Origin of the sequence: Aliiroseovarius conchicola, from assembly GCF_041403445.1 — a bacterium.
GTDB classification, from domain to species: Bacteria; Pseudomonadota; Alphaproteobacteria; order Rhodobacterales; family Rhodobacteraceae; genus Aliiroseovarius; species Aliiroseovarius conchicola.
Genome location: NZ_JBGEHL010000001.1, coordinates 118,732 through 138,241, shown reverse-complemented (window position 1 = coordinate 138,241; position 19,510 = coordinate 118,732). Strand labels below are relative to the sequence as shown.

Genomic DNA, 19,510 nt, shown 5'->3' with positions numbered 1-19,510 from the left:
CTTACCACGTCGCGCCTGGATACGCGCGCTGCAACCATTGCATGGTGCACAGAAGGTGGCCCAGATGCTCGGTGTGCATATAGCCTGTCCGCCCGCCTGTGTGGTGGAACGTGTCCGTCGGGATGGTCAGGGTTGCTTGGCCCAGAACCTTTCCCACCAGAGCGTCGTATTCGTCGCGCAAGCTGGCGGGGTCGGGGGTAATGCCTGCCTTGACCATGGCCGCGTCGACCTCGTCTCCGTCAAACATCTCGCCCACATATGGCCAGAGGTAATCGAGTGCTGTCTGCATGCGGGCATGGCTCTCCTCGGTTCCGTCGCCAAGGCCGACCACCGTGTCGCCCGAGCGCTCCACATGATAGGCGACTTCCTTGGAAGCCTTGGCGGCGATCGCCGCGATACGCTCATCCGACGAAGTCATGAGCCGGCCAAGCATCACCGACGACCAAGCATCAAAGAGGAACTGACGCATCAAAGTTCGACCGAAATCGCCGTTTGGAAGCTCGCACAGAAGCACATTACGGAAATCCCACGCGTCGCGCAGGAACGCGAGGTCATCTGCCGTGCGGCCCTTGCCTTCGACTTCGCCCGCAAGACCCAGCCAAAACTGTGTCTGGCCGATCAGGTCAAGCGCAGTGTTGGCCAGTGCGATGTCCTCCTCCAGGACTGGCGCGACGCCGCACCATTCGCTGACGCGGTGGCCAAGGATCAGGCTGTTGTCGCCCATTCTCAGCAGGAACTCGAAAAGAGCTTTCTGATCCGCCATCACATGTGCCCCACGTCGTCAGGAATGTCGAAGAAGGTTGGGTGGCGATAAACTTTTGAGTTTGACGGCTCGTAGAGCGGCCCTTTTTCTTCCGGGCTTGAGGCCGCGATATGCATGGCCTCGACCACCCAGATCGACACGCCTTCGTTGCGACGCGTATAGACGTCACGGGCGTTCTTGATTGCCATTTCAGCGTCCGGCGCGTGCAGGCTGCCCACATGACGGTGGCTCAGACCATGCTGACCGCGGATGAAAACTTCCCAGAGGGGCCATTCTTTCGACATCTGATCTCTCCTTATTCGGCGGCTGTGCGGGCTGCGGATTTCTTGCGGGCATGGGCCAGAAGGCCATCACGTACCCACGCGCCGTCTTCCCAAGCATTCACACGCGCTTCCATGCGCTCTATGTTGCAGGGGCCTTTGCCTTTGATAACGTTGAAAAACTCGGTCCAATCAGGTTCCGAGAAATCATGTGCACCGCGTTCCTCATTCCATTTCAGGTTCTCGTCGGGGATGGTGAGGCCAAGATACTTGGCTTGCGGCACGGTCTGATCGACAAAGCGCTGACGCAGCTCGTCATTGGTGTCGATCTTGATTTTCCACGCCAACGATTGCGCCGAATGAACACTGTCTTTGTCTGACGGTCCAAACATCATCAACGATGGATACCAGAAGCGGTTCAACGCATCCTGAGCCATACGGCGCTGGGCCTCGGAGCCTTGGGCCATCTTCATCATGATGTCGTAGCCTTGGCGCTGGTGGAAGCTTTCTTCCTTACAGATGCGGATCATCGCGCGGCTATAGGGGCCGTAGGATGTCCGCTGCAGCGGCACCTGGTTCATGATCGCTGCGCCATCCACCAGCCACCCGACCGCGCCAATATCGGCCCAGTTCAGCGTGGGGTAGTTGAAGATCGAGGAATACTTCATGCGGCCCGACAGCAGTTCCTCGGTCAGTTCGTCACGCGTGACACCCAGTGTTTCGGCGGCGCAGTAAAGATAAAGACCGTGACCGGCTTCGTCCTGCACCTTAGCAAGCAGAATTGCTTTTCGCTCTAACGTGGGCGCGCGGGTAATCCAGTTGCCCTCGGGCAGTTGGCCTACGATTTCGGAATGGGCGTGCTGACCGATCTGACGGATCAGCGTGGCGCGATAATCGTCCGGCATCCAGTCCTTGGGTTCGATCTTTTCGTCGCGATCGACGCGATCTTGAAATTCTCGTTCCTCGTCAGACATTTCCTCGCGGGTTTTCACACCGGAACCTGCGGTTTTCACCAACTGTGCATACATCGTCAGATCCTTTCCAGAATAAGGGCGACGCCCTGTCCGACCCCCACGCACATGGTGCATAGCGCATAGCGCCCACGAGTGCGTTTCAGGTGGTAGGCGGCGGTCAGGACAAGACGCGCCCCGGACATGCCAAGCGGGTGGCCAAGAGCAATTGCCCCACCATTGGGGTTTACGCGTGGATCATCATCGGCCACACCCAACTCGCGCAGGGTGGCAAGACCTTGGGAGGCGAACGCCTCGTTCAGTTCGATCACGTCAATTTGATCGATGGTCAGTCCAGCCTTTGCCAGTGCCTTGCGGCAGGCTGGGACGGGGCCAATGCCCATCACGCGCGGGGCAACACCGGCGGCCTGCATGGACACCACGCGGGCCATGGGCGTTAGGTTGTTGGCATTGGCGGCAGCTTCTGACGCGATCAGCATCGCGGCAGCACCATCGTTCACGCCGGACGCATTGCCAGCAGTGACCGTAAGGTCGGGGCCATTCACGCCACGCAGACCCGACAGCTTTTCAGCCGTTGTGCCGGGGCGCGGGTGTTCGTCTGTGTCGACCACTATCGGGTCGCCTTTGCGCTGCGGGATGGTGACCGGAATGATCTCATCCGCGAAGTTACCCGCGTCATGCGCTGCGGCCCAACGCGCTTGGCTACGAGCAGCGAAAGCGTCCTGATCCTCGCGACTGATAGCGTAGTCTTCAGCTACATTGTCTGCGGTTTGAGGCATGGAATCGATGCCATATTGTGCCTTCATCTTGGGGTTAACGAAGCGCCAGCCGATGGTGGTGTCGTACACCGCATTGGCACGGGTGAAGGCACTGGTTGCCTTTGGCATGACGAAGGGCGCACGGCTCATGCTTTCGACACCACCGGCGATGCACAGGTCGTAGTCGCCGGCCTTAATCCCGCGAGCGGCCATGCCGACCGCGTCCATGCCGGAAGCGCATAGGCGGTTAATTGTCGTGCCCGGAACTTCAACTGGAAGACCCGCCAAAAGGGCGGCCATGCGTGCGACGTTGCGATTGTCTTCACCGGCCTGGTTGGCAGACCCATAGATGACGTCGTCAATCGTCGTCCAATCGATATCTGGGTTTCTGGCTATCAATGCCTCGATCGGCAGGGCCGCGAGATCATCCGTCCGCACACCAGACAGCGCACCACCATAGCGTCCGATTGGCGTCCGCACCCCGTCGCAGATCAGTGCTTCCATGTTCCCTCCTGATTGAGAGGGATGTCGCCCTCTCAGTAAAGCTGACCGTTTGGTCGATAATGTGGTGGAAAATGATTCGAAGCAAGTGATATGTTACATGAATGGCCTAGCTTTTGGTTTTCTGTAACGTATTGAGGTATAGAGGGGCAAATTCCGCCCTTCGTTCAGCGCAGAACTATCCGCCGGGTGCCCCCAACAGTGCCAACCAACCCCAAACCGTAAGGATAGATAGCCCCGTGGCCACCAGAACAGTCGTTGCGGCCACGCGTTTTCCGACGCCATAGATGTTTGAGAATATATACGCGTTGATGCCCGGGGCGCAGGCCGCTGTCACGACAGCTGATCTGAACTGGTCAACGTCCAGACCGAATGACCGCCCCAATACCCATGTGATGGTCGGGTGCATGACCAAAGATACGAAACAAAGGTAGCTGACGATGCGAAGATCACCCTCTGGCCTATACAAGTAGAGCACACCGCCCAAAGCAAAAAGGGCAGTTGGCAGAGCCGCGCGACCAAGCAAGTTCAAGGCTTGGACCAACACGTCCGGCAATGCGACGTGAAGCAGGTTCACAACAAAACCAGCCGCGATTGCCAACACCAACATGTTGCGGGTCATGGATCGAATGATCTGACGCAATGTGTCCTTCCATCCGGCTCCGCTGGCGCGCGCAATTTCCATCGCGGTGATGCCAATGGCATAGCAGAACGGTGCATGCAGCGAGATAATCGCGTAGTTCCCCGCCAGCGCATTTTGACCAAAAGCGCGCTCGGTTATGGGTAGGCCCAGTAATAGCGTGTTCGAAAACAACGAGACAAAACCGAAGGCCACAGCATCCGGCCATGGTCGCCCAAACAACAGCCGCGCACCCAACAATCCCGCAATGAACCCAGCAAGGGCTCCGGTGTAAAAGCTACCCAGCAAAGACAGGTCGAACTCGGCGCTCAGGTCTAGCCGGGCAATGGCTAGAAACAGCAAACATGGGATAGCGATGGACTGAGCGAATTTCATTAGCCCGTCAAAGGCTTCATCGCTAAGCAATTTTCGCCAACGCACCAGATACCCCAGCCCAATCACCAGAAAGACAGGCAGGACGATGTTGACGAGCGTGCTCATTCAGACGGCGATATTAAGGGTCAGGCCATCATAGGCTGGCATGATGTGATCGGCCGTTTCGTCCCTGAGGGTCTCGTAATCCAAATCGATATGCATATTGGTCAAGATACCCCGTTTGGCATGGACTCTGTCGATCCATTCAAGCGCTTGATCCAAGTGGAAATGGGTCGGGTGCGGCATGCGGCGCAATGCGTCCAGAACGAAGATATCCAACCCTTCCAGTACGGGTAGAACATGATCGGGGATTTCGTTGACGTCGGGCAGATACGCTAAGTCGCAGATCCGAAACCCAAGTGCGTCGATTCTGCCATGCGGGACCTTGAACGGGGTCAGGCAAATGTCGCCGCCCGCACCACCGATCACCACGTCACCATCAATCGTGTGAAGGTTCAGAATAGGTGGATAGCTCGATCCCTCTGGCTGGACAAAGGCGTAGCTGAAATTCGAAAGCAAGATTTCCTGCGTGGGGCCATCAGCCCAAACAGGCAAGCGTTCGTTATTATTGAACACGACCTGACGCAAATCATCGATCCCGTGCATGTGATCGGCGTGTCCGTGGGTATAGACAACAGCGTCCAGTGTCCCGATCCCAGCCCGTAACAGCTGTTGGCGCATATCAGGCGAGGTGTCGATCAACACCCGCGTTACACCACCGTCATCGCCGGTGCGGGTCACAAGGGCTGAGCAACGCGTGCGGTTGTTCTTGGGGTTGTCAGGATCACAGTCGCCCCAATTGCCACCAAGACGGGGTACACCACCAGATGACCCGCATCCCAATATGGTGAATTCAATCTGCGCCATTAGGATGTGGCCTCGTAAGTCGCGGCCTTACTGAACAAGCGGTCGAAATTTTGCTGCGTTTGTGCGGCGAAATCCTCGTATGACAGGCCGTATAGGTCTGCACCCACCTGAGCCGTATGCGCGGTGTAAGCGGGTTCATTGCGTCGCCCGCGATGGGGCGGGGGGGCAAGATAGGGCGCGTCTGTTTCGACGAGAATACGGTCCACCGGCGCGTGAGAAAATATATCACGCACCTCTTGGCTGCGTGGGAAGGTCGCGATGCCCGACATCGACAGGTAGAAACCCAGATCGAGTGCTGCGCGGGCAAGCTCTGGGCCGGAACTGAAGCAATGCATGACACAAGAATAGGTCCCGCTTGCGTGTTCTTCGGTCAGAATACGTGCCATATCTTCATCCGCGTCGCGCGAATGGATGATCAAGGGTAGGCCGGTTTGGCGTGCGGCCTCGATATGAATGCGCAGGCTTTCGATCTGCGCGCCGCGACTGTCGGCGGTATAGTGATAATCAAGGCCACTTTCGCCGATCCCGACAAACTTGGGGTGATTTGCTAGGGCGACCAGCTCCTCAACCGTTACCATCGGCTCGGACGCAACGCTCATCGGATGGGTGGCGGCAGCGAAAAAGACTGGCGCGTGGTTCTCGGCGATGGTCCGCACCTGATCCAGATTGGCCATCTTTGTGCAGATGGACACCATGCGCGTCACACCAGCCTCGGCCGCGCGGGCGATGATCTGGTCCAGTTCGCCTTCGAAATCCGGGAAGTCCAAATGACAGTGGCTGTCTGTGATTTGGGGTGTGGTTTGCGACGTGCTCATGGGGGCGTCCTTGACTCAGGCAGCTTGGCGTGCCGCCGTATCGTTGATCCTGAAAACCATATCGAGGATGAGGGCTGCGGGGTCAAGGTTCACAGCCCGTCCATGCCCGGCGCGGGCGGACAATTCTTGTTGAAGACTGGCCCAAGCACGCGCTGCTTCAGGTCCGGGAGACAGACGTGCCAGACAAGCGGCCTCGCCAGGTGCGGCTTCGGCTGTGGGCGGGAAACCAGCGCCGTGGCGGGCTAAACGGGCCAAGAATAAGTCGAACAATCGCAAGATCAGATCAAACCGGTCGGCATTGGCTTTGCCAACGGCACTTTCGGCCAGTTTCAGCGCACGTGGGCGGTCGAAATCTCGGCCTGCCGAGAAGACCTCGATCAAATTTGCATACGTCGCCATTCCGTCGAGGTGCAACAGTCGCAGCGCATCCCCGGCAGACCCGGCAGCGAGTTCACCCAGACGGATTGTGTCCTCGGGCGACGGCGTCTCCTCGAGACCAGCCATGATCTGCGCAAGGGCTTCGGGGGCCAGTGGGCCCAACCGGAGTTCGCGACACCGCGAACGGATCGTTGGCAACAGGCGCGATGGCTGGTGGCTGATCAGCAATAGAACGGCCCCCTGGGGCGGTTCTTCCAGAAGTTTCAAGAGCGCATTGGCCGCCGAGACGTTCATCTCGTCTGCGACATCAACGATTACCACGCGACGACCGCCGCCTGCCGACGATAGAGCAAAGAAATTCTTGAGCTTGCGCACTTCGTCAACTGTGATTTCGCCCTTGAGGCGCTTGTTTTTCTCGTCCCACGGGCGGCGCAGTAAGAACAGCCCGGGTTCAGACAAAACCTGCATGCGACGTGCAACCGGATGATCTGTCGAGATCTCCAGCGTGTTCGGGGCAGGCGCCGTGAACATTCCACCATCGTCGGGCGGTGTGGCCAGCAAGAACCGCGCGATGCGCCAAGCCAACGTGGCTTTGCCAACGCCGCGCGGCCCAGTGATCAGCCAGCCATGGTGCATCCGGTCGGAATTATAGGCATCCAGAAACGCGGCCTCGGCTGCGTCTTGGCCGATCAGATGCAAGGCATTGCGGGGATGCGGCGCGCCCTCGATCCGGTCGGGTTCGGGGATGTCGTCGAAATCCGTGCTCACGCGATGGCCTCTTGCGCGACGTGCAGGACATCTGCGGCAACCGCGTCTATGTCACGCGTGCCGTCGATGATGCGAAATCGGTTGGGGTTTTGGCGGGCAAGCTCAAGAAAACCAGCACGCATTTTGTGTTGTAGTTCTGCGCCGAAATCTTCGAACCGTTCTTCGGTGCCACCACGCCCTTTGGCGCGGGCATGGCCAAGATCGGGATCCATGTCGATCAGGAATGTCAGATCAGGTTCGCGCCCGATGACCAGATCATGCAGTTGGTCCACCATCTCGCGCAGGTCGCCAGACCGTGTGCCTTGATACATTCGAGTGCTGTCGGCAAAGCGGTCCGTGATCACGATTTTGCCCTCGGCAAGCGACGGGTTGATAAGGCGTTCCAAGTGATCTCGTCGTGCGGCGGTGAATAACAAAAGTTCAGTCTGGGCCGACCACCTGTCCGGGTCGCCCTCTAGCACCAGCGCGCGGATTTCCTCGGCCCCGGCGCTTCCGCCGGGTTCTCGGGTTAGGACGACGTCTTGCCCATTCTCTTGCAGGGCTTGCGCAAGCAGTTTCGCCTGGGTGGATTTGCCCGAGCCGTCGATGCCTTCAAAACTGATAAACAACCCAGTCATCAGGGGATCAGTTGCTCGCTGGTTCAGGTTGGATCGCAGCCGGCGGTGCGTCGTTCCCCATGGCCAAAGCAAACAGCCGCTCTGCGGCCGTTGTCAGGCGCTTTGCAAAGCCTGCGTTGCCGACGCCGGTTTCCGCGTAAAGTGGCACGATCGTATCGCTAAGCCCTGCACGAGTGATCACCATCTCGGCCAGTTCTTGTCCTTGTGCGATTGGTGCTGGGATCGGTCCGTTCCAGTTGATTTGGGCGTTGACGCCCTTGCGTTGCGCCGCGGGCATCAAAAGGTCAACGTCCTGTGCAGGCACCAGCCCCACTTTGTCTTGCGCGCCGAGCCATACGTTAGCTTGTGCCACCTGTTCCCCGGCTTTTAGCATTGTCTTCATTGTGAACTGACGAAATGCCCAATTGATGATCGCCTCAGCCTCTTCCGCACGTTCTTTTTCGGACCCCATGCCGGACAACACGAAGATGATCCTCCGATCACCTTGGCGTGCGGACCCGACGATGCCGTACCCGGCTTCTTGGGTATGGCCGGTTTTCAGCCCGTCCGCGCCAATACCCAATTCCAACAGCGGATTGCGGTTGAAACGATTGTCTGGCGCGCGCCCTTTGTAGTGGTACTCGCTTTGCCCGAAGTAATGATAATAGTCAGGAAAATCAGTGATGATGTGGCGTGACAGGATCGCGAGATCTTTCATCGACATACGCTGCATTGGGTGCGGCCAACCCGAGGAGTTTCCAAAACTCGCGTTCTCCATTCCTAGTTCGCGGGCGCGTTCTGTCATCATCCGTGCAAAAGCGTCTTCGGTTCCCGCCAGTCCTTCAGCGACCACAACGCTCGCATCATTGCCGGATTGAACGACAATTCCTTGGATCAAGTCCTCGACTGTGGGCCGGTCTGCGCGCTCAAGAAACATGGTCGAGCCACCAATGGATGCCGCGCGTTCGGACACGCCGAAGGGGGTGCTCATGGTGACGCGGCCGTCTGCCAGGGCCTCAAACAACATGTTGATGGTCATCAACTTGGACATCGACGCCGGGGGTAATGGCACGTCTGCATTTTTTTCCAACAAAACCGTACCGGTGTTCACATCCAGAACGTAAGCCGAGCTGGCACGTGTTTCGAACGCATAAACAGGCTGTCCTATGAACACGATAATCGCAGAGAATGCCGCGATCAGTTTAACGAAGCAGAGAGGCATTGCAGATCAGAGACCTTTCAATAAGCGCCCAACGGAGACCCGTGGGCATCAGTTTGAAACGAAGTAGGCGTCAGCAAAGCCGAGCCCTTTGACTTTTTCAAGCAGCGCTGTGCGTTCGGCCTTTGTTGTTGCCGGGCCAACGATAACTCGCCAGAATGATTTGCCGTTTGACTGGCCGGGTTTCACGCTAGAAACCATACCTGCCTGCTTCATCTTGCTTGCGGTGCTGTTGGCGTTTGCCTCGACCGAAAAGATGCCAATCTGAACAAATGGTTTGGACTGTGTGCCAGAGGATGCAGGAGCCGCAGCCGCAGGCTTGGGCGCGGCAACCGGTTTGGCAGCAGCGGGTTTGGGCGACGCCGGCTTGGGTCGCGGGGCTGCTGATGCGCTAGCTGACGCTGCCTCTGTCTTATCAAGCGCTGCCGCCGCCGCTGCGATCGGATCATCGAGTGAGGTTTGTTCGATCCCCTCAGGCTTCTCCAAGTCCTCGGTTGGTGCCGGGGGCTCTTCGACGATAACCTCTTTTTTCAAAGCCGTTACGCTAAGATCAGCAGGCGCCCCGGCCAACATCCCAAGCTCGCTGGCCGCATCGGAGGAAACTTGAAATCGTGGTCCGGGAAGGGCACGTTCGCGCCGGAATAGGGCGCCAACCACGGTTTTACCGTTTGAGGTGTTGCGGATCAAAACCCGCTCGGGATCCTTGGCATCGGGGTGTGCGACCCAAACGCCACCAAGACTTGGGCGCCCGTCCCACAGACCTTTTTCGGCAACTTGGAATATCTCGGGGGCTTCGACATCGCGCTCGACGCGGCTACCGGCCTTGGTTTGGACTTCGCCGGGCGCGCTGGATTTGCCCGAGTTTTTCAAAAATGCGGGAAGCTTGGTGTCGTCGCACCCAGTAAGAAACAATGCGCTGCCCAACACCATGGCCACTGTCAGAGTGGTCTTGCTTGCCATGTCTCGCCCCTAATTGTCACGCGGGCCTTGGGCCCTGAACTGCTCTTTTGTCGGGTTTTGATCCCGGTTGAGGCGTAGTCTAGCCGCTGTTGGGCCTCGTGAAAAGGCTCTCGAACATCGCAATCTTTTGATGGGCGAGAACCAGCCCGAAAAAACCTGCTTTTAGAATCGCGATCTAGTCGCTATCTCACCCTTGTCGGAGGAGTGGCAGAGTGGTTGAATGCACCGGTCTTGAAAACCGACGTAGGTGAAAGTCTACCGTGGGTTCGAATCCCACCTCCTCCGCCATTGCCGTTCAGCTTGCTAGTAGCGGTCAATTTGCATGTTTCCACCTTGCGACAGAAGGCGTGGATAGGCGCCGTGCGCGTTTTCTGATAGCACTGATTTTTCGCCCGACGAGCCCTGACTTTCGAGGAATTTGCACGCCATTGTGATCCATTGGCTGTATTCAGACGCAATGTTTAGCACCGGCCAATCGCTTCCAAACAGTAAGCGTTTCGGGCCGAAGTTATCTAATACATGCTCTACATACGGTTGCAAATCATCATCGGACCAGTTCTCGCCTGCTTCTGTAACAAGGCCAGAGAGTTTGCAGTAGGTGTTTTGTGAGGACGCCAATTCTGTGAATTGGGACGCCCATGGCTCGAATACCTGATTGCGGATATCGGGCTTCGCGCAGTGGTCGATGACGACCGTTAGATGAGAGTAGCGCGCAACGAACACATTCAGGTGGCAAAGGTGGCGCGGCAGGACCAGCGCATCGAAGGTTAGATTAAGGTCCATCATCGCGGTGATCGCAGGGCCGAGGTCGTCGCGCAACATCCAGGCGTCATCCTTGATGTCCTGTATCATTGGGCGCAGGCCCACCAGTTTGGGGTGCCGGGCCAAACGTTCAATGGTTTCGGGTGCACGAGGGGCTGTCAGATCAACCCAACCCACGACCCCAATGATCCAGTCGAAACGATCTGCAAGGGACAACAGGTACTCGGTTTCATCTTCGGTATCCGCGGCTTGTACAGCGATCGTGCCTGTTACCCCGTTTGCGGCTAGTAGCGGTTCCAAATCCCCCGGCAGAAAGTCGCGATAAAGCGGCGCGAGGTCGGGGGTTAACCATCCATAGTCGCCACGGTCCAATTTCCAGAAGTGTTGGTGGGTGTCGATGGTCATGATGATGTTGCCAGAAATGGTAATGCTGGCGGAATCGGAGCGTCCGAGTGCATTAATCCTTCGATCTTCAAAGCTTGCCAAAACTCCCTTGGTATTGGGTGACGACACCAGTTGATGGTGTCTGAAAGCTCACATCGGTTGCGCAGTCCGGGAATGACAGATGTGACGGCGGTGTGGCCAAGTGGAAACTGCAACGCCGCCGCAGGCATTGGAATGTTATGGTCCTGACAGATGGCTGACACCCGCTCCACCCGCTTCATTACGCTTTCTGGAGCGGCGCCATAATTCCAGGTGTCCCCGCCCACCAAAATGCCCGAATTATAGGGGCCTCCAACAACAAAAGAGACACCTCTTTCGACGCATTTTGGAAACAGGTCATCTAAGGGCGTTTGCTCAAGAAGGGTGTAGCGCCCAGCAAGAAGAAACACGTCCCAGTCGCCGATATTTAAGGCGTCAAGGCAGGCCTGTGTCTCGTTTACGCCCAATCCGATAGCTTTCAATCGTCCCGACATTCGCAGTTCCTCTAGGGCACGATATCCTCCGCCTTCAAGTGCTTTGAAATGGCGGACGTTGTCTGTTCCATGTGTCATTTCCCCGATGTCATGGACATAGAGGACGTCAATCTGGTCAAGGCCAAGCCGTTGGAGTGAGTCTTCAAACGATCGCATTATCCCATCATAACCATAGTCATAGACCGGGTGAAACGGCAGAGCGTCAGGCCAACCCACCGCGGCTGGGTCTGGTGCAGGACCGGGCAAAAGTAGTCGCCCGACCTTGGTTGAAATCTGGTGTTTTCGCCCGCGAAGTTGATCGCCGACCCGGCGCTCTGACCGCCCGAACCCATAAAAGGGTGCTGTGTCGACATAGCTCATTCCGTGATCCAGAGCCTCGGCAAGCGTTTGTGCAGCTTCTGCACCGTCAACAGCATCAAACAATCCCCCGAGCGGCGCTGTGCCGAAACCAAGGGTTGGGAGCTCAAGGGAGGTTTTGCCGACGCGGCGGGTTGCGAACTTCATCGGATCAGATCCTGTTCTGAAAGGGGTTGGTGCCACCATAAATCGCGGTCAACTCATCAGCTAAGTCGCGATACATTGCCACGATTTCTTCTTGGGATGGGACAACAAGATCATCAATTCGTTCGAGGTAGGGGCAGCTGAGGACCGCGGTTGCATGGCCCGAGGGGCCAAAGATCGGGAACGCTATGTTGGTGACTCCAATTGTTGTCGCCGATGGCATTTCTTCGTAGCCTAAGCTTCGAATTCGGGCCAGATGGCCGTCGAACTCAGCCCGATCAAGCTCTGGTTCGCCGATCGCGCGCCTGTGTTGAGAGATCAACTCTTCCACTTCATGGTCAGGTCGAAAGGCTGCCAATACGCGTCCCGTGCCGGTGTTCCACAAGCCAATTATCGTTCCGGTCTTCAGTGCTAGTCCCCAGTTGCCCGGAGACTCCGCCGATGCGACGATGACAATGTCCCCGTTGCTTTCCATGCCGATATGGCATGACTGCCAAGCCTTGCGCGTGATCGCGCGCATTCGTGGCAACGCGGCTTCGATGACGCGGCCAATCGGTGGATGTCGCTGGCTGATAGAAAACATCTTTAGGCTAAGCGAATAGCGATCCCCAGCGGTCGAGCGGATGACGTAGCCTCTGCGGACCAGTGTCGAGAGCATCCGGTAGATTTCGCTTTGTGACCGTTCCAGTGCACGCGCGACCTCGCCTTGAGACATACCTTCGCCCTGGCTTGCTAGCAGTTCGATTATATCCAGACCTTTTTCGAGGGCTGGAGCGCGGTACTTGTCACTGGCGTCGTCCATTCTGTCCTTCTTGCATTCGGTATGGTTTGGCCAATTCTCCAACTCTCATTGGTATTGTCAAGCTTGATTTACAAATGAATAAATGTTTTACATACAAATATAGCGATGGATGGAAGTTCCGTTCTTCATTGCAGTATGGGAGGAAAAAATGAAAAGAATGACTTTTATTAAGGGTTTACTTGCCAGCTCTGCGCTTGTGGCGGTCAGCGAATCTGCGACGGCCGAGGATTGGGGGAGCTTTCCCGGTGTCACCGTCGAAGCAAAGTTGATCGGGGGTCAGCAATATGAGGGCCTATACGGTCGCATTGCAGATTGGGAGGCTGCTACCGGTGCCAAGGTCGACATCATTTCGAAGAAGAGCCACTTCGAGATCGACAAGGAAATCAAATCAGATATGGCCGCCGGGACAACATCCTGGTGTGTCGGGTCAAATCATTCGTCCTTCGCGCCCCAGTATGAAGGTCTTTATGTGGACCTAAATGACCACGTCCCTGCTGAGATGGTTGCCGAATTTGTTGGCGGCAACATCAATGCCTCAACCGTTGGCGGCGAACTTCTAATGTTGCCCCGTGCGCAGTTTGATGTCTCTGTTCTGTATTATTTGAAATCAAACTACGAAGACGCGGAAAAATCTGCGGCCTTTGAAGCAGAATATGGCTATCCACTCGCGGTTCCTGACACGTGGGATCAGGTAAAAGACCAAGCCATCTTCTTTGCTGACCCACCCAACTTTTACGGTACTCAATACGCCGGTAAAGACGAGGCGATCGTTGGTCGTTTCTATGAGATGGTTGTGGCTGAGGGCGGCAATTATCTGGATGAAAACAAAAAGCCGATTTTCAATTCCGAAGCAGGGCAGCGCGCGTTGCAGTGGTTTGTTGATCTTTATGAAGCCAAGGCCGTGCCTGCTGGGACCACCAGCTATGTTTGGGACGATCTAGGGCAGGGCTTTGCCTCGGGTACTGTGGCATTAAACCTTGATTGGCCAGGCTGGGCTGGGTTCTTCAATGACCCAGAATCGTCGAAAGCCGCGGGCAACGTTGGCGTTGCTGTACAGCCCATGGGGTCAGCCACTCGCACCGGTTGGTCTGGACATCACGGGTTTTCAGTCACCAATGACTGCGCCAACAAAGAAGCCGCTGCGTCTTTGGTGATGTTCCTAACCAGCGAAGAAAGCCAACTTGCAGAAAGCGCCGGTGGATCTTTGCCCACGCGATCGGCTGTTTGGGATGCAAATGTTGCAGCGGCTCAAGCAGGTGATGATGCGTTCCGTGCGGAAGCTCTGGCTGCCTTTGCAGAAGGTGCGAAATACGCATTTGCGGTACCTCCGATCCCAGAATGGGGCGAAAGCACCAACATTGTCTTCCCAGAACTTCAGGCGGCCATCGTTGGCGATAAATCCGTCCAAGAAGCTTTGGACGACGCAGCAGCATCGGTCGATGAGCTGATGCGAGAGTCTGGCTACTACTAACGCAACCCGATCCGGGCGCGGGAAAACCTGCGCCTGGATCGCTTCCCATTTACCCGATAGGTGCACAATGTTCCGTCGCCGCTTGCCTGAGTGGTTTGTCCTTCTGTTGCCCGCAATCTTTGTGATTGCCGCAGTTGTACTGATCCCGCTAATCTTTTCACTCTACTCCAGCTTCACACCCTACAAGCTGACGCGACCATCAACGCTTTGGAAGTGGGTGGGTACCTACAACTATGAAAAAATTCTGTCTGATGCGAAGTTTTGGGCAGCGTTTGGTCGTACGGTTCTGTTCCTAACCATTGTCCTAAATCTGGAGCTGCTGTTGGGGTTGGGTATTGCCCTGTTGATGAACAAAGTCACATGGGGACAACGTACGCTGCGGACCATCTTGATGTTTCCCATGATGTTCTCTCCTATCCTCGTTGGTTTTCAATTCAAGTTCATTTTCAATGACAATATTGGATTGGTGAACAACGCCTTGCAGTCGATGGGGTTCAATGTCGCCCTGCCATGGTTGGTTGACGGCAAACTCGCGATGTTCTCGATTATGTTTGCAGAAATCTGGATGAGCACGTCTGTTTTTGCGATCTTGATCCTTGCGGGGCTGTTTGCGATGCCGCGCGATCCGTTGGAGGCCGCCAAGGTTGATGGTTGCACAGCCTGGCAAACCTTTCGCCACATTACGCTGCCGTTTCTGATGCCGTTTATCTACATCGCGATGACCATTCGCTCGCTTGATGTCGCGCGGGCCTATGACATCGTTCAGATCATGACCGGCGGCGGACCCGCGCGAAGGACCGAGTTATTGTGGACCTTGATGAGCCGCACGGGATACGTTGACGCCCGCATGGGGTTGGCCAACGCGATGGGCTATGTTTCGATCCTGCTGTCGATCCTGTTTACCATCTACTTCTTTCGCAAACTCAGCGCCGCCCGCGCCGAGCTTGGCATGGCGGGGTAGTCGGAATGGATCGCAACCAAGCCCACCGCAATCGTAAGCGCGCGCTGAAAACTCTGCATTTCATCGCTCTATTCGTCACAATGTCGATCATCTGCATTCCTGGTTTGTGGATCGTCCTAAACTCGTTCCGACCCACGGTCGAGATCATGGCCAAACCACCTGTTTGGACACCGTCTTTCACCTTGGAACACTACCGTGCAATGTTTGGCGGTGCTGGCGAAGGTGGCGTACCTGTGTTCTCGTACTTTCGTAACTCGTTGATTGTGTCTGTCGCGTCGACCGCAATCGCCATTCTGATCGGAATGTCTGGCGGATACGCTTTTGCCCGCTACCGGTTCAAGGGAAAGTCGGGATACTTTGTTGGCTTGATGTTGTTTCGTGCAGTGCCGGGCGTTGCGCTTTCACTACCCCTGTTCATTGTCTTTGCCCGCGTTGGTATCATTGACACCCATTTCGGATTGATCTTGGCCTATGTGGCCATGAACGTGCCGTTCACCATTTGGCTGACGGACGGGTTCTTCCGCCAAATCCCAAAGGAGCTGCACGAAGCAGCCGAGATTGACGGCTGCACCCGTTGGCAGGCGTTCTGGCAAGTCGAATTCCCGGTCGCACGGTCCGGTGTTGCGTCTGCAGCGATCTTTGCCTTCCTCACGTCGTGGAACGAATTTGCACTGGCATCCCAACTGACCCGTTCGGTTGGGTCAAAAACCATGCCGGTCGGTCTTTTGGATTTCACCGCTGAGTTCACCATCAACTGGGGGGGGATGTGTGCATTGGCCGTTCTTATGATCGTCCCCGCATTGATCCTTACATTTATCGTTCAGAAACATCTGATTGCCGGCCTCACATTCGGCGGCGTCAAAGGATAGACCATGACTGAAGTTACCCTTTCAAACGTCATCAAACTTTATGGCAAGCACCAAGCGGTTCATGGCCTTGATCTGGACATTCGCGACGGAGAGTTCGTTGTGCTGGTTGGCCCATCGGGTTGCGGCAAATCCACGACATTGCGAATGATTGCCGGGCTTGAGGGAATATCGGGCGGAGAGATCAAAATCGGCGGACGGGTGGTAAACGACCTGCCACCGCGTGAACGTAACATCTCGATGGTGTTTCAGAACTACGCGCTCTACCCGCATATGACGGTGCGCGAGAACCTTGGATTTTCGTTGAAAATCGCAAAGGTCGAAGACAGTGCCATCGTCAAAGCCGTTGATGATGCCGCAGGTATTCTTGGTCTGGACGATCTGATGGATCGCAAACCAGCGGAGCTTTCAGGTGGACAGCGTCAACGGGTTGCCATGGGACGCGCAATCGTCCGTCACCCAGATGTTTTTTTGTTCGACGAACCATTGTCGAACCTTGACGCCAAGCTCCGGACGCAAATGCGGGTCGAGATCAAAAAGCTGCATCAAAAGGTCGGCAACACGATCATCTATGTCACCCATGATCAGGTGGAAGCCATGACGTTGGCCGATCGCATTGTTTTGATGCGCGATGGTCACATCGTTCAGGTCGGCACACCTCTGGAACTGTTTAACGCCCCCGTCAATACATTCGTTGCGACGTTCATTGGGTCACCTCCGATGAACTTGATCGACGGCAAAGTGGTGGGCACTGATATGATCGAGCTTTACGGCGGCTTGAACGTCCCAGTGCCCGCCACAGTGCGCGGATTGGTCAGAGACGGGCAAGATGTCCGGTTTGGATTTCGTGCAGATAACTTGATGCCCGTTGGCCACTCCGTTCAGGAAGGTGGTGAAAAAGCGGACTTGGACCTGACAGTTACGCTGACAGAGCCACTGGGAACCGAGACCGTGTTGTTCACAGATATCGCGGGCACCGAAGTGCAGGCGAAGATGTTGAACCCGCGCCCCGTGCAGCCTGGTGAGATCTTAAAATTTCAACTGATGCTGGATAAATGCCACGTTTTCGATGCGGCAAGCTCCGATGCGATCAGGGGGTAAGACATGGCAACAATCACTCGTATAGATATCCAAATGATTGATCTGGTTCCGAAGGTGAAACGAGTCGATGCCATTCAGTCATTTGTGAGTCAAGAAACACCGTTGGTAACGATCTATGATAGTGATGGGGCAACTGGTACTGGGTACAGCTATACGATCGGCACGGGTGGACCTTCGGTCATTGCGCTATTGGAACACACTTTGGGCCCCGCACTGATCGGACGCGACCCGGATCGAATTGATGGGATCTGGCGGGATCTGTTGTTTCTGACCCACGCGACTTCGGTCGGGGCGATAACGTCGCTTGCGCTGGCGGCTATTGATACAGCGCTTTGGGACATGAAATGCAAAAAGGCTGAGCTCCCTCTTTGGAAAACTGCTGGAGGGACGCGCGATCGCATCCCGCTCTACACGACCGAAGGGGGTTGGCTGCATCTTGAGACACAGGTGCTTATTGATGACGCGCTTGAGATGCAAAGCAAGGGTTTCAAGGGGTCCAAGATTAAGATCGGCTCGGACCACGTCAGTCAGGACGCAGCTCGCCTGAAAGCGGTGCGCGACGCGGTCGGTGACAGTTATGAAATCATGACGGATGCCAACCAAGGGTTCACGTTGTCAGAAGCCATCAGGCTTGCACGCGTATTGGAAGAACACAACATCGGCTGGTTCGAAGAGCCTTTGCCAGCCGACGATGTGGCAGGGCACACTGAACTTGCCCGGCGCACGTCAGTTCCCATAGCGGTAGGCGAAAGCATGTATTCGCTAAGCCAGTTCAAAGACTATCTACAAGCGGGTGCGGCCAGCATCGTTCAAGTCGACGTGGCCCGGATCGGGGGGATCACACCATGGCTCAAAGTCGCACATTTGGCCGAGGCGTTTAACATCATGGTCTGCCCTCACTTCCTGATGGAGCTTCATCTGCCGCTGGTGTGTGCCGTGCCGAACGCAAAATGGCTGGAGTACATTCCCCAATTGGATACCATCACCAAGGATACGATTGAAATATCGGACGGTTTTGCCAAACCCAACGACACGCCTGGTCTTGGGATAGACTGGGATTGGGATGTGATCGCTAAACAGTCGCTTGTATCCAAAACGATATCCGGGAGGTCATGATGCAACGAATGGGAATGCTCATCGGTATCAAATCCGATATGGTCGACGAATACAAAAAATTGCATGCCGCCGTTTGGCCGGATGTTCTGGCCCAGATCAAAACCAGCAACATCCGCAATTACACGATTTTCCTACGCGAGCCAGAGAACCTGCTGTTTGGCTATTGGGAGTATCACGGCTCGGATTTTGAGGGCGATATGGCGCGTATGGCCAAAGACCCGAAAACGCAGGACTGGTGGACTTACACCGACCCCTGTCAATCCCCGCTCGCGACCCGCGCCGAGGGTGAGCAATGGTCGATGATGCAAGAAGTATTTCACACGGACTAGGAAACATGACCCAGAAATTTGGCCGGCTGGCCGGAAAAAAGACACTTATCACCGCTGCTGGTCAGGGCATTGGACGTTCGACCGCCGAGCTGTTCGCGGCCGAAGGCGCACATGTTATCGCCAGCGACATTAACGACAACGCCTTGGCTGAGCTTGATGCCATTGACGGGATTACGGCGCTAAAGCTTGATGTCACAGATGGTGATGCGGTTCAGGCGGCGACCTCAAACCTCGGGGCTCTAGATGTTTTGTTCAATTGCGCAGGATATGTGGCCAACGGTTCGATCCTTGATTGTGATGAAAAAGATTGGGATTTCAGCTTTGAATTGAACGTCAAGGCGATGTATCGAATGACAAAGCTAACCCTTCCATCGATGCTGGAAAACGGGGGCGGGTCGATCATCAATATGTCGTCGGTGGCCTCCTCGCTGAAGGGCGTGCCGAACCGCTTTGCCTATTGCGCGTCCAAGGCGGCGGTCATCGGGATGACGAAATCTATCGCTGCCGACTATGTGACTCGCGGCATTCGCTGCAACGCGATCTGTCCGGGCACGGTCGACAGCCCGTCAATGCATGGACGGCTCCGTGCCACTGGCAACTATGAACAAGCCCTCGCTGACTTCATCGCCCGACAGCCAATGGGACGCATCGGCACACCGGAGGAAATCGCAGCACTGGCCTTGTATCTTGCCAGCGATGACAGCGGCTTTACCACTGGACAAACCCACGCCATTGATGGCGGCTGGGCAATCTGAATTCCAAGGAGAACCAAAC

Annotated in this window: 21 protein-coding genes and 1 tRNA gene; 8 read left to right on the top strand and 14 right to left on the bottom strand. The window is 56.1% G+C overall.

What is annotated here, in order from left to right; translation table 11 throughout:
* Position 1: 1 nt before the first annotated feature.
* The 11 genes from paaC to V6N04_RS00590 form a co-directional block, all read right to left on the bottom strand.
* Positions 2-763 (bottom strand): 1,2-phenylacetyl-CoA epoxidase subunit PaaC, encoded by a 762-nt coding sequence (paaC, locus tag V6N04_RS00640; protein WP_371168181.1) that lies wholly within the window; start codon positions 761-763, stop codon positions 2-4.
* Positions 763-1,047, bottom strand: coding sequence for a 1,2-phenylacetyl-CoA epoxidase subunit PaaB (paaB, locus tag V6N04_RS00635; protein WP_371168180.1), 285 nt, complete (start codon positions 1,045-1,047; stop codon positions 763-765). Before paaB ends, paaC begins: the two co-directional genes overlap by 1 nt.
* An 11-nt stretch (positions 1,048-1,058) precedes the next feature.
* Positions 1,059-2,051: a 1,2-phenylacetyl-CoA epoxidase subunit PaaA gene (gene paaA, locus V6N04_RS00630; RefSeq protein ID WP_371168179.1), complete on the bottom strand. Its 993-nt coding sequence runs from the start codon at positions 2,049-2,051 to the stop codon at positions 1,059-1,061.
* A 2-nt stretch (positions 2,052-2,053) separates the two neighbouring features.
* Positions 2,054-3,256, bottom strand: a complete 1,203-nt coding sequence (gene pcaF / locus V6N04_RS00625; RefSeq protein WP_371168178.1) for a 3-oxoadipyl-CoA thiolase — start codon at positions 3,254-3,256, stop codon at positions 2,054-2,056.
* Positions 3,257-3,431: 175 nt separating this feature from the next.
* Complete coding sequence (locus tag V6N04_RS00620) at positions 3,432-4,373, bottom strand: AEC family transporter (protein ID WP_371168177.1); 942 nt, start codon at positions 4,371-4,373, stop codon at positions 3,432-3,434.
* A complete protein-coding gene (locus tag V6N04_RS00615) occupies positions 4,374-5,174 on the bottom strand; it encodes an MBL fold metallo-hydrolase (protein WP_371168176.1) in 801 nt (266 codons plus the stop codon). It lies immediately after the preceding gene.
* Positions 5,174-5,989, bottom strand: coding sequence for a TatD family hydrolase (locus V6N04_RS00610; protein WP_371168175.1), 816 nt, complete (start codon positions 5,987-5,989; stop codon positions 5,174-5,176). Before V6N04_RS00610 ends, V6N04_RS00615 begins: the two co-directional genes overlap by 1 nt.
* 15 nt (positions 5,990-6,004) lie before the next feature.
* On the bottom strand, positions 6,005-7,135 hold the full coding sequence (locus V6N04_RS00605; RefSeq protein ID WP_371168173.1) for a DNA polymerase III subunit delta': 1,131 nt from the start codon (positions 7,133-7,135) through the stop codon (positions 6,005-6,007).
* A complete protein-coding gene (gene tmk / locus V6N04_RS00600) occupies positions 7,132-7,752 on the bottom strand; it encodes a dTMP kinase (RefSeq protein ID WP_371168172.1) in 621 nt (206 codons plus the stop codon). The genes V6N04_RS00605 and tmk overlap by 4 nt, the downstream gene beginning before the upstream one ends.
* 7 nt (positions 7,753-7,759) lie before the next feature.
* On the bottom strand, positions 7,760-8,953 hold the full coding sequence (locus V6N04_RS00595; protein ID WP_371168171.1) for a D-alanyl-D-alanine carboxypeptidase family protein: 1,194 nt from the start codon (positions 8,951-8,953) through the stop codon (positions 7,760-7,762).
* Positions 8,954-9,001: 48 nt separating this feature from the next.
* Positions 9,002-9,910: an SPOR domain-containing protein gene (locus tag V6N04_RS00590; protein ID WP_371168170.1), complete on the bottom strand. Its 909-nt coding sequence runs from the start codon at positions 9,908-9,910 to the stop codon at positions 9,002-9,004.
* 198 nt (positions 9,911-10,108) lie between these two features.
* On the opposite strand from V6N04_RS00590, the gene V6N04_RS00585 reads away from it, so the two are divergent.
* Positions 10,109-10,198, top strand: a tRNA-Ser gene (locus tag V6N04_RS00585).
* Positions 10,199-10,213: 15 nt separating this feature from the next.
* Here the strand turns inward: V6N04_RS00585 and V6N04_RS00580 are convergent.
* Genes V6N04_RS00580 through V6N04_RS00570 form a run of 3 tightly spaced genes read right to left on the bottom strand, consistent with a single transcriptional unit; the run spans position 10,214 to position 12,892 of the window.
* Positions 10,214-11,077, bottom strand: coding sequence for an amidohydrolase family protein (locus tag V6N04_RS00580; RefSeq protein ID WP_371168169.1), 864 nt, complete (start codon positions 11,075-11,077; stop codon positions 10,214-10,216).
* Positions 11,074-12,093 carry an aldo/keto reductase gene (locus V6N04_RS00575; RefSeq protein WP_371168168.1) on the bottom strand — a complete coding sequence of 340 codons (1,020 nt, stop codon included), beginning with the start codon at positions 12,091-12,093 and terminating at the stop codon, positions 11,074-11,076. The genes V6N04_RS00580 and V6N04_RS00575 overlap by 4 nt, the downstream gene beginning before the upstream one ends.
* Positions 12,094-12,097: 4 nt before the next feature.
* Positions 12,098-12,892, bottom strand: a complete 795-nt coding sequence (locus V6N04_RS00570; protein ID WP_371168166.1) for an IclR family transcriptional regulator — start codon at positions 12,890-12,892, stop codon at positions 12,098-12,100.
* 148 nt (positions 12,893-13,040) lie between these two features.
* On the opposite strand from V6N04_RS00570, the gene V6N04_RS00565 reads away from it, so the two are divergent.
* From V6N04_RS00565 to V6N04_RS00535, 7 genes are all read left to right on the top strand, one after another.
* Positions 13,041-14,363 (top strand): extracellular solute-binding protein, encoded by a 1,323-nt coding sequence (locus V6N04_RS00565; RefSeq protein ID WP_371168165.1) that lies wholly within the window; start codon positions 13,041-13,043, stop codon positions 14,361-14,363.
* A gap of 67 nt (positions 14,364-14,430) precedes the next feature.
* On the top strand, positions 14,431-15,324 hold the full coding sequence (locus tag V6N04_RS00560; RefSeq protein WP_371168164.1) for a carbohydrate ABC transporter permease: 894 nt from the start codon (positions 14,431-14,433) through the stop codon (positions 15,322-15,324).
* 5 nt (positions 15,325-15,329) lie between these two features.
* Positions 15,330-16,193, top strand: a complete 864-nt coding sequence (locus tag V6N04_RS00555; protein ID WP_371168163.1) for a carbohydrate ABC transporter permease — start codon at positions 15,330-15,332, stop codon at positions 16,191-16,193.
* A gap of 3 nt (positions 16,194-16,196) precedes the next feature.
* Positions 16,197-17,291: an ABC transporter ATP-binding protein gene (locus tag V6N04_RS00550; RefSeq protein WP_371168162.1), complete on the top strand. Its 1,095-nt coding sequence runs from the start codon at positions 16,197-16,199 to the stop codon at positions 17,289-17,291.
* A 3-nt stretch (positions 17,292-17,294) separates the two neighbouring features.
* Positions 17,295-18,407, top strand: coding sequence for a mandelate racemase/muconate lactonizing enzyme family protein (locus V6N04_RS00545; protein ID WP_371168161.1), 1,113 nt, complete (start codon positions 17,295-17,297; stop codon positions 18,405-18,407).
* Entirely contained in the window at positions 18,407-18,736 is a 330-nt protein-coding gene (locus tag V6N04_RS00540; RefSeq protein WP_371168160.1) for an L-rhamnose mutarotase, read from the top strand. The genes V6N04_RS00545 and V6N04_RS00540 overlap by 1 nt, the downstream gene beginning before the upstream one ends.
* A 5-nt stretch (positions 18,737-18,741) precedes the next feature.
* Positions 18,742-19,491 (top strand): SDR family oxidoreductase, encoded by a 750-nt coding sequence (locus tag V6N04_RS00535; RefSeq protein WP_371168159.1) that lies wholly within the window; start codon positions 18,742-18,744, stop codon positions 19,489-19,491.
* Positions 19,492-19,510 lie beyond the last annotated feature (19 nt).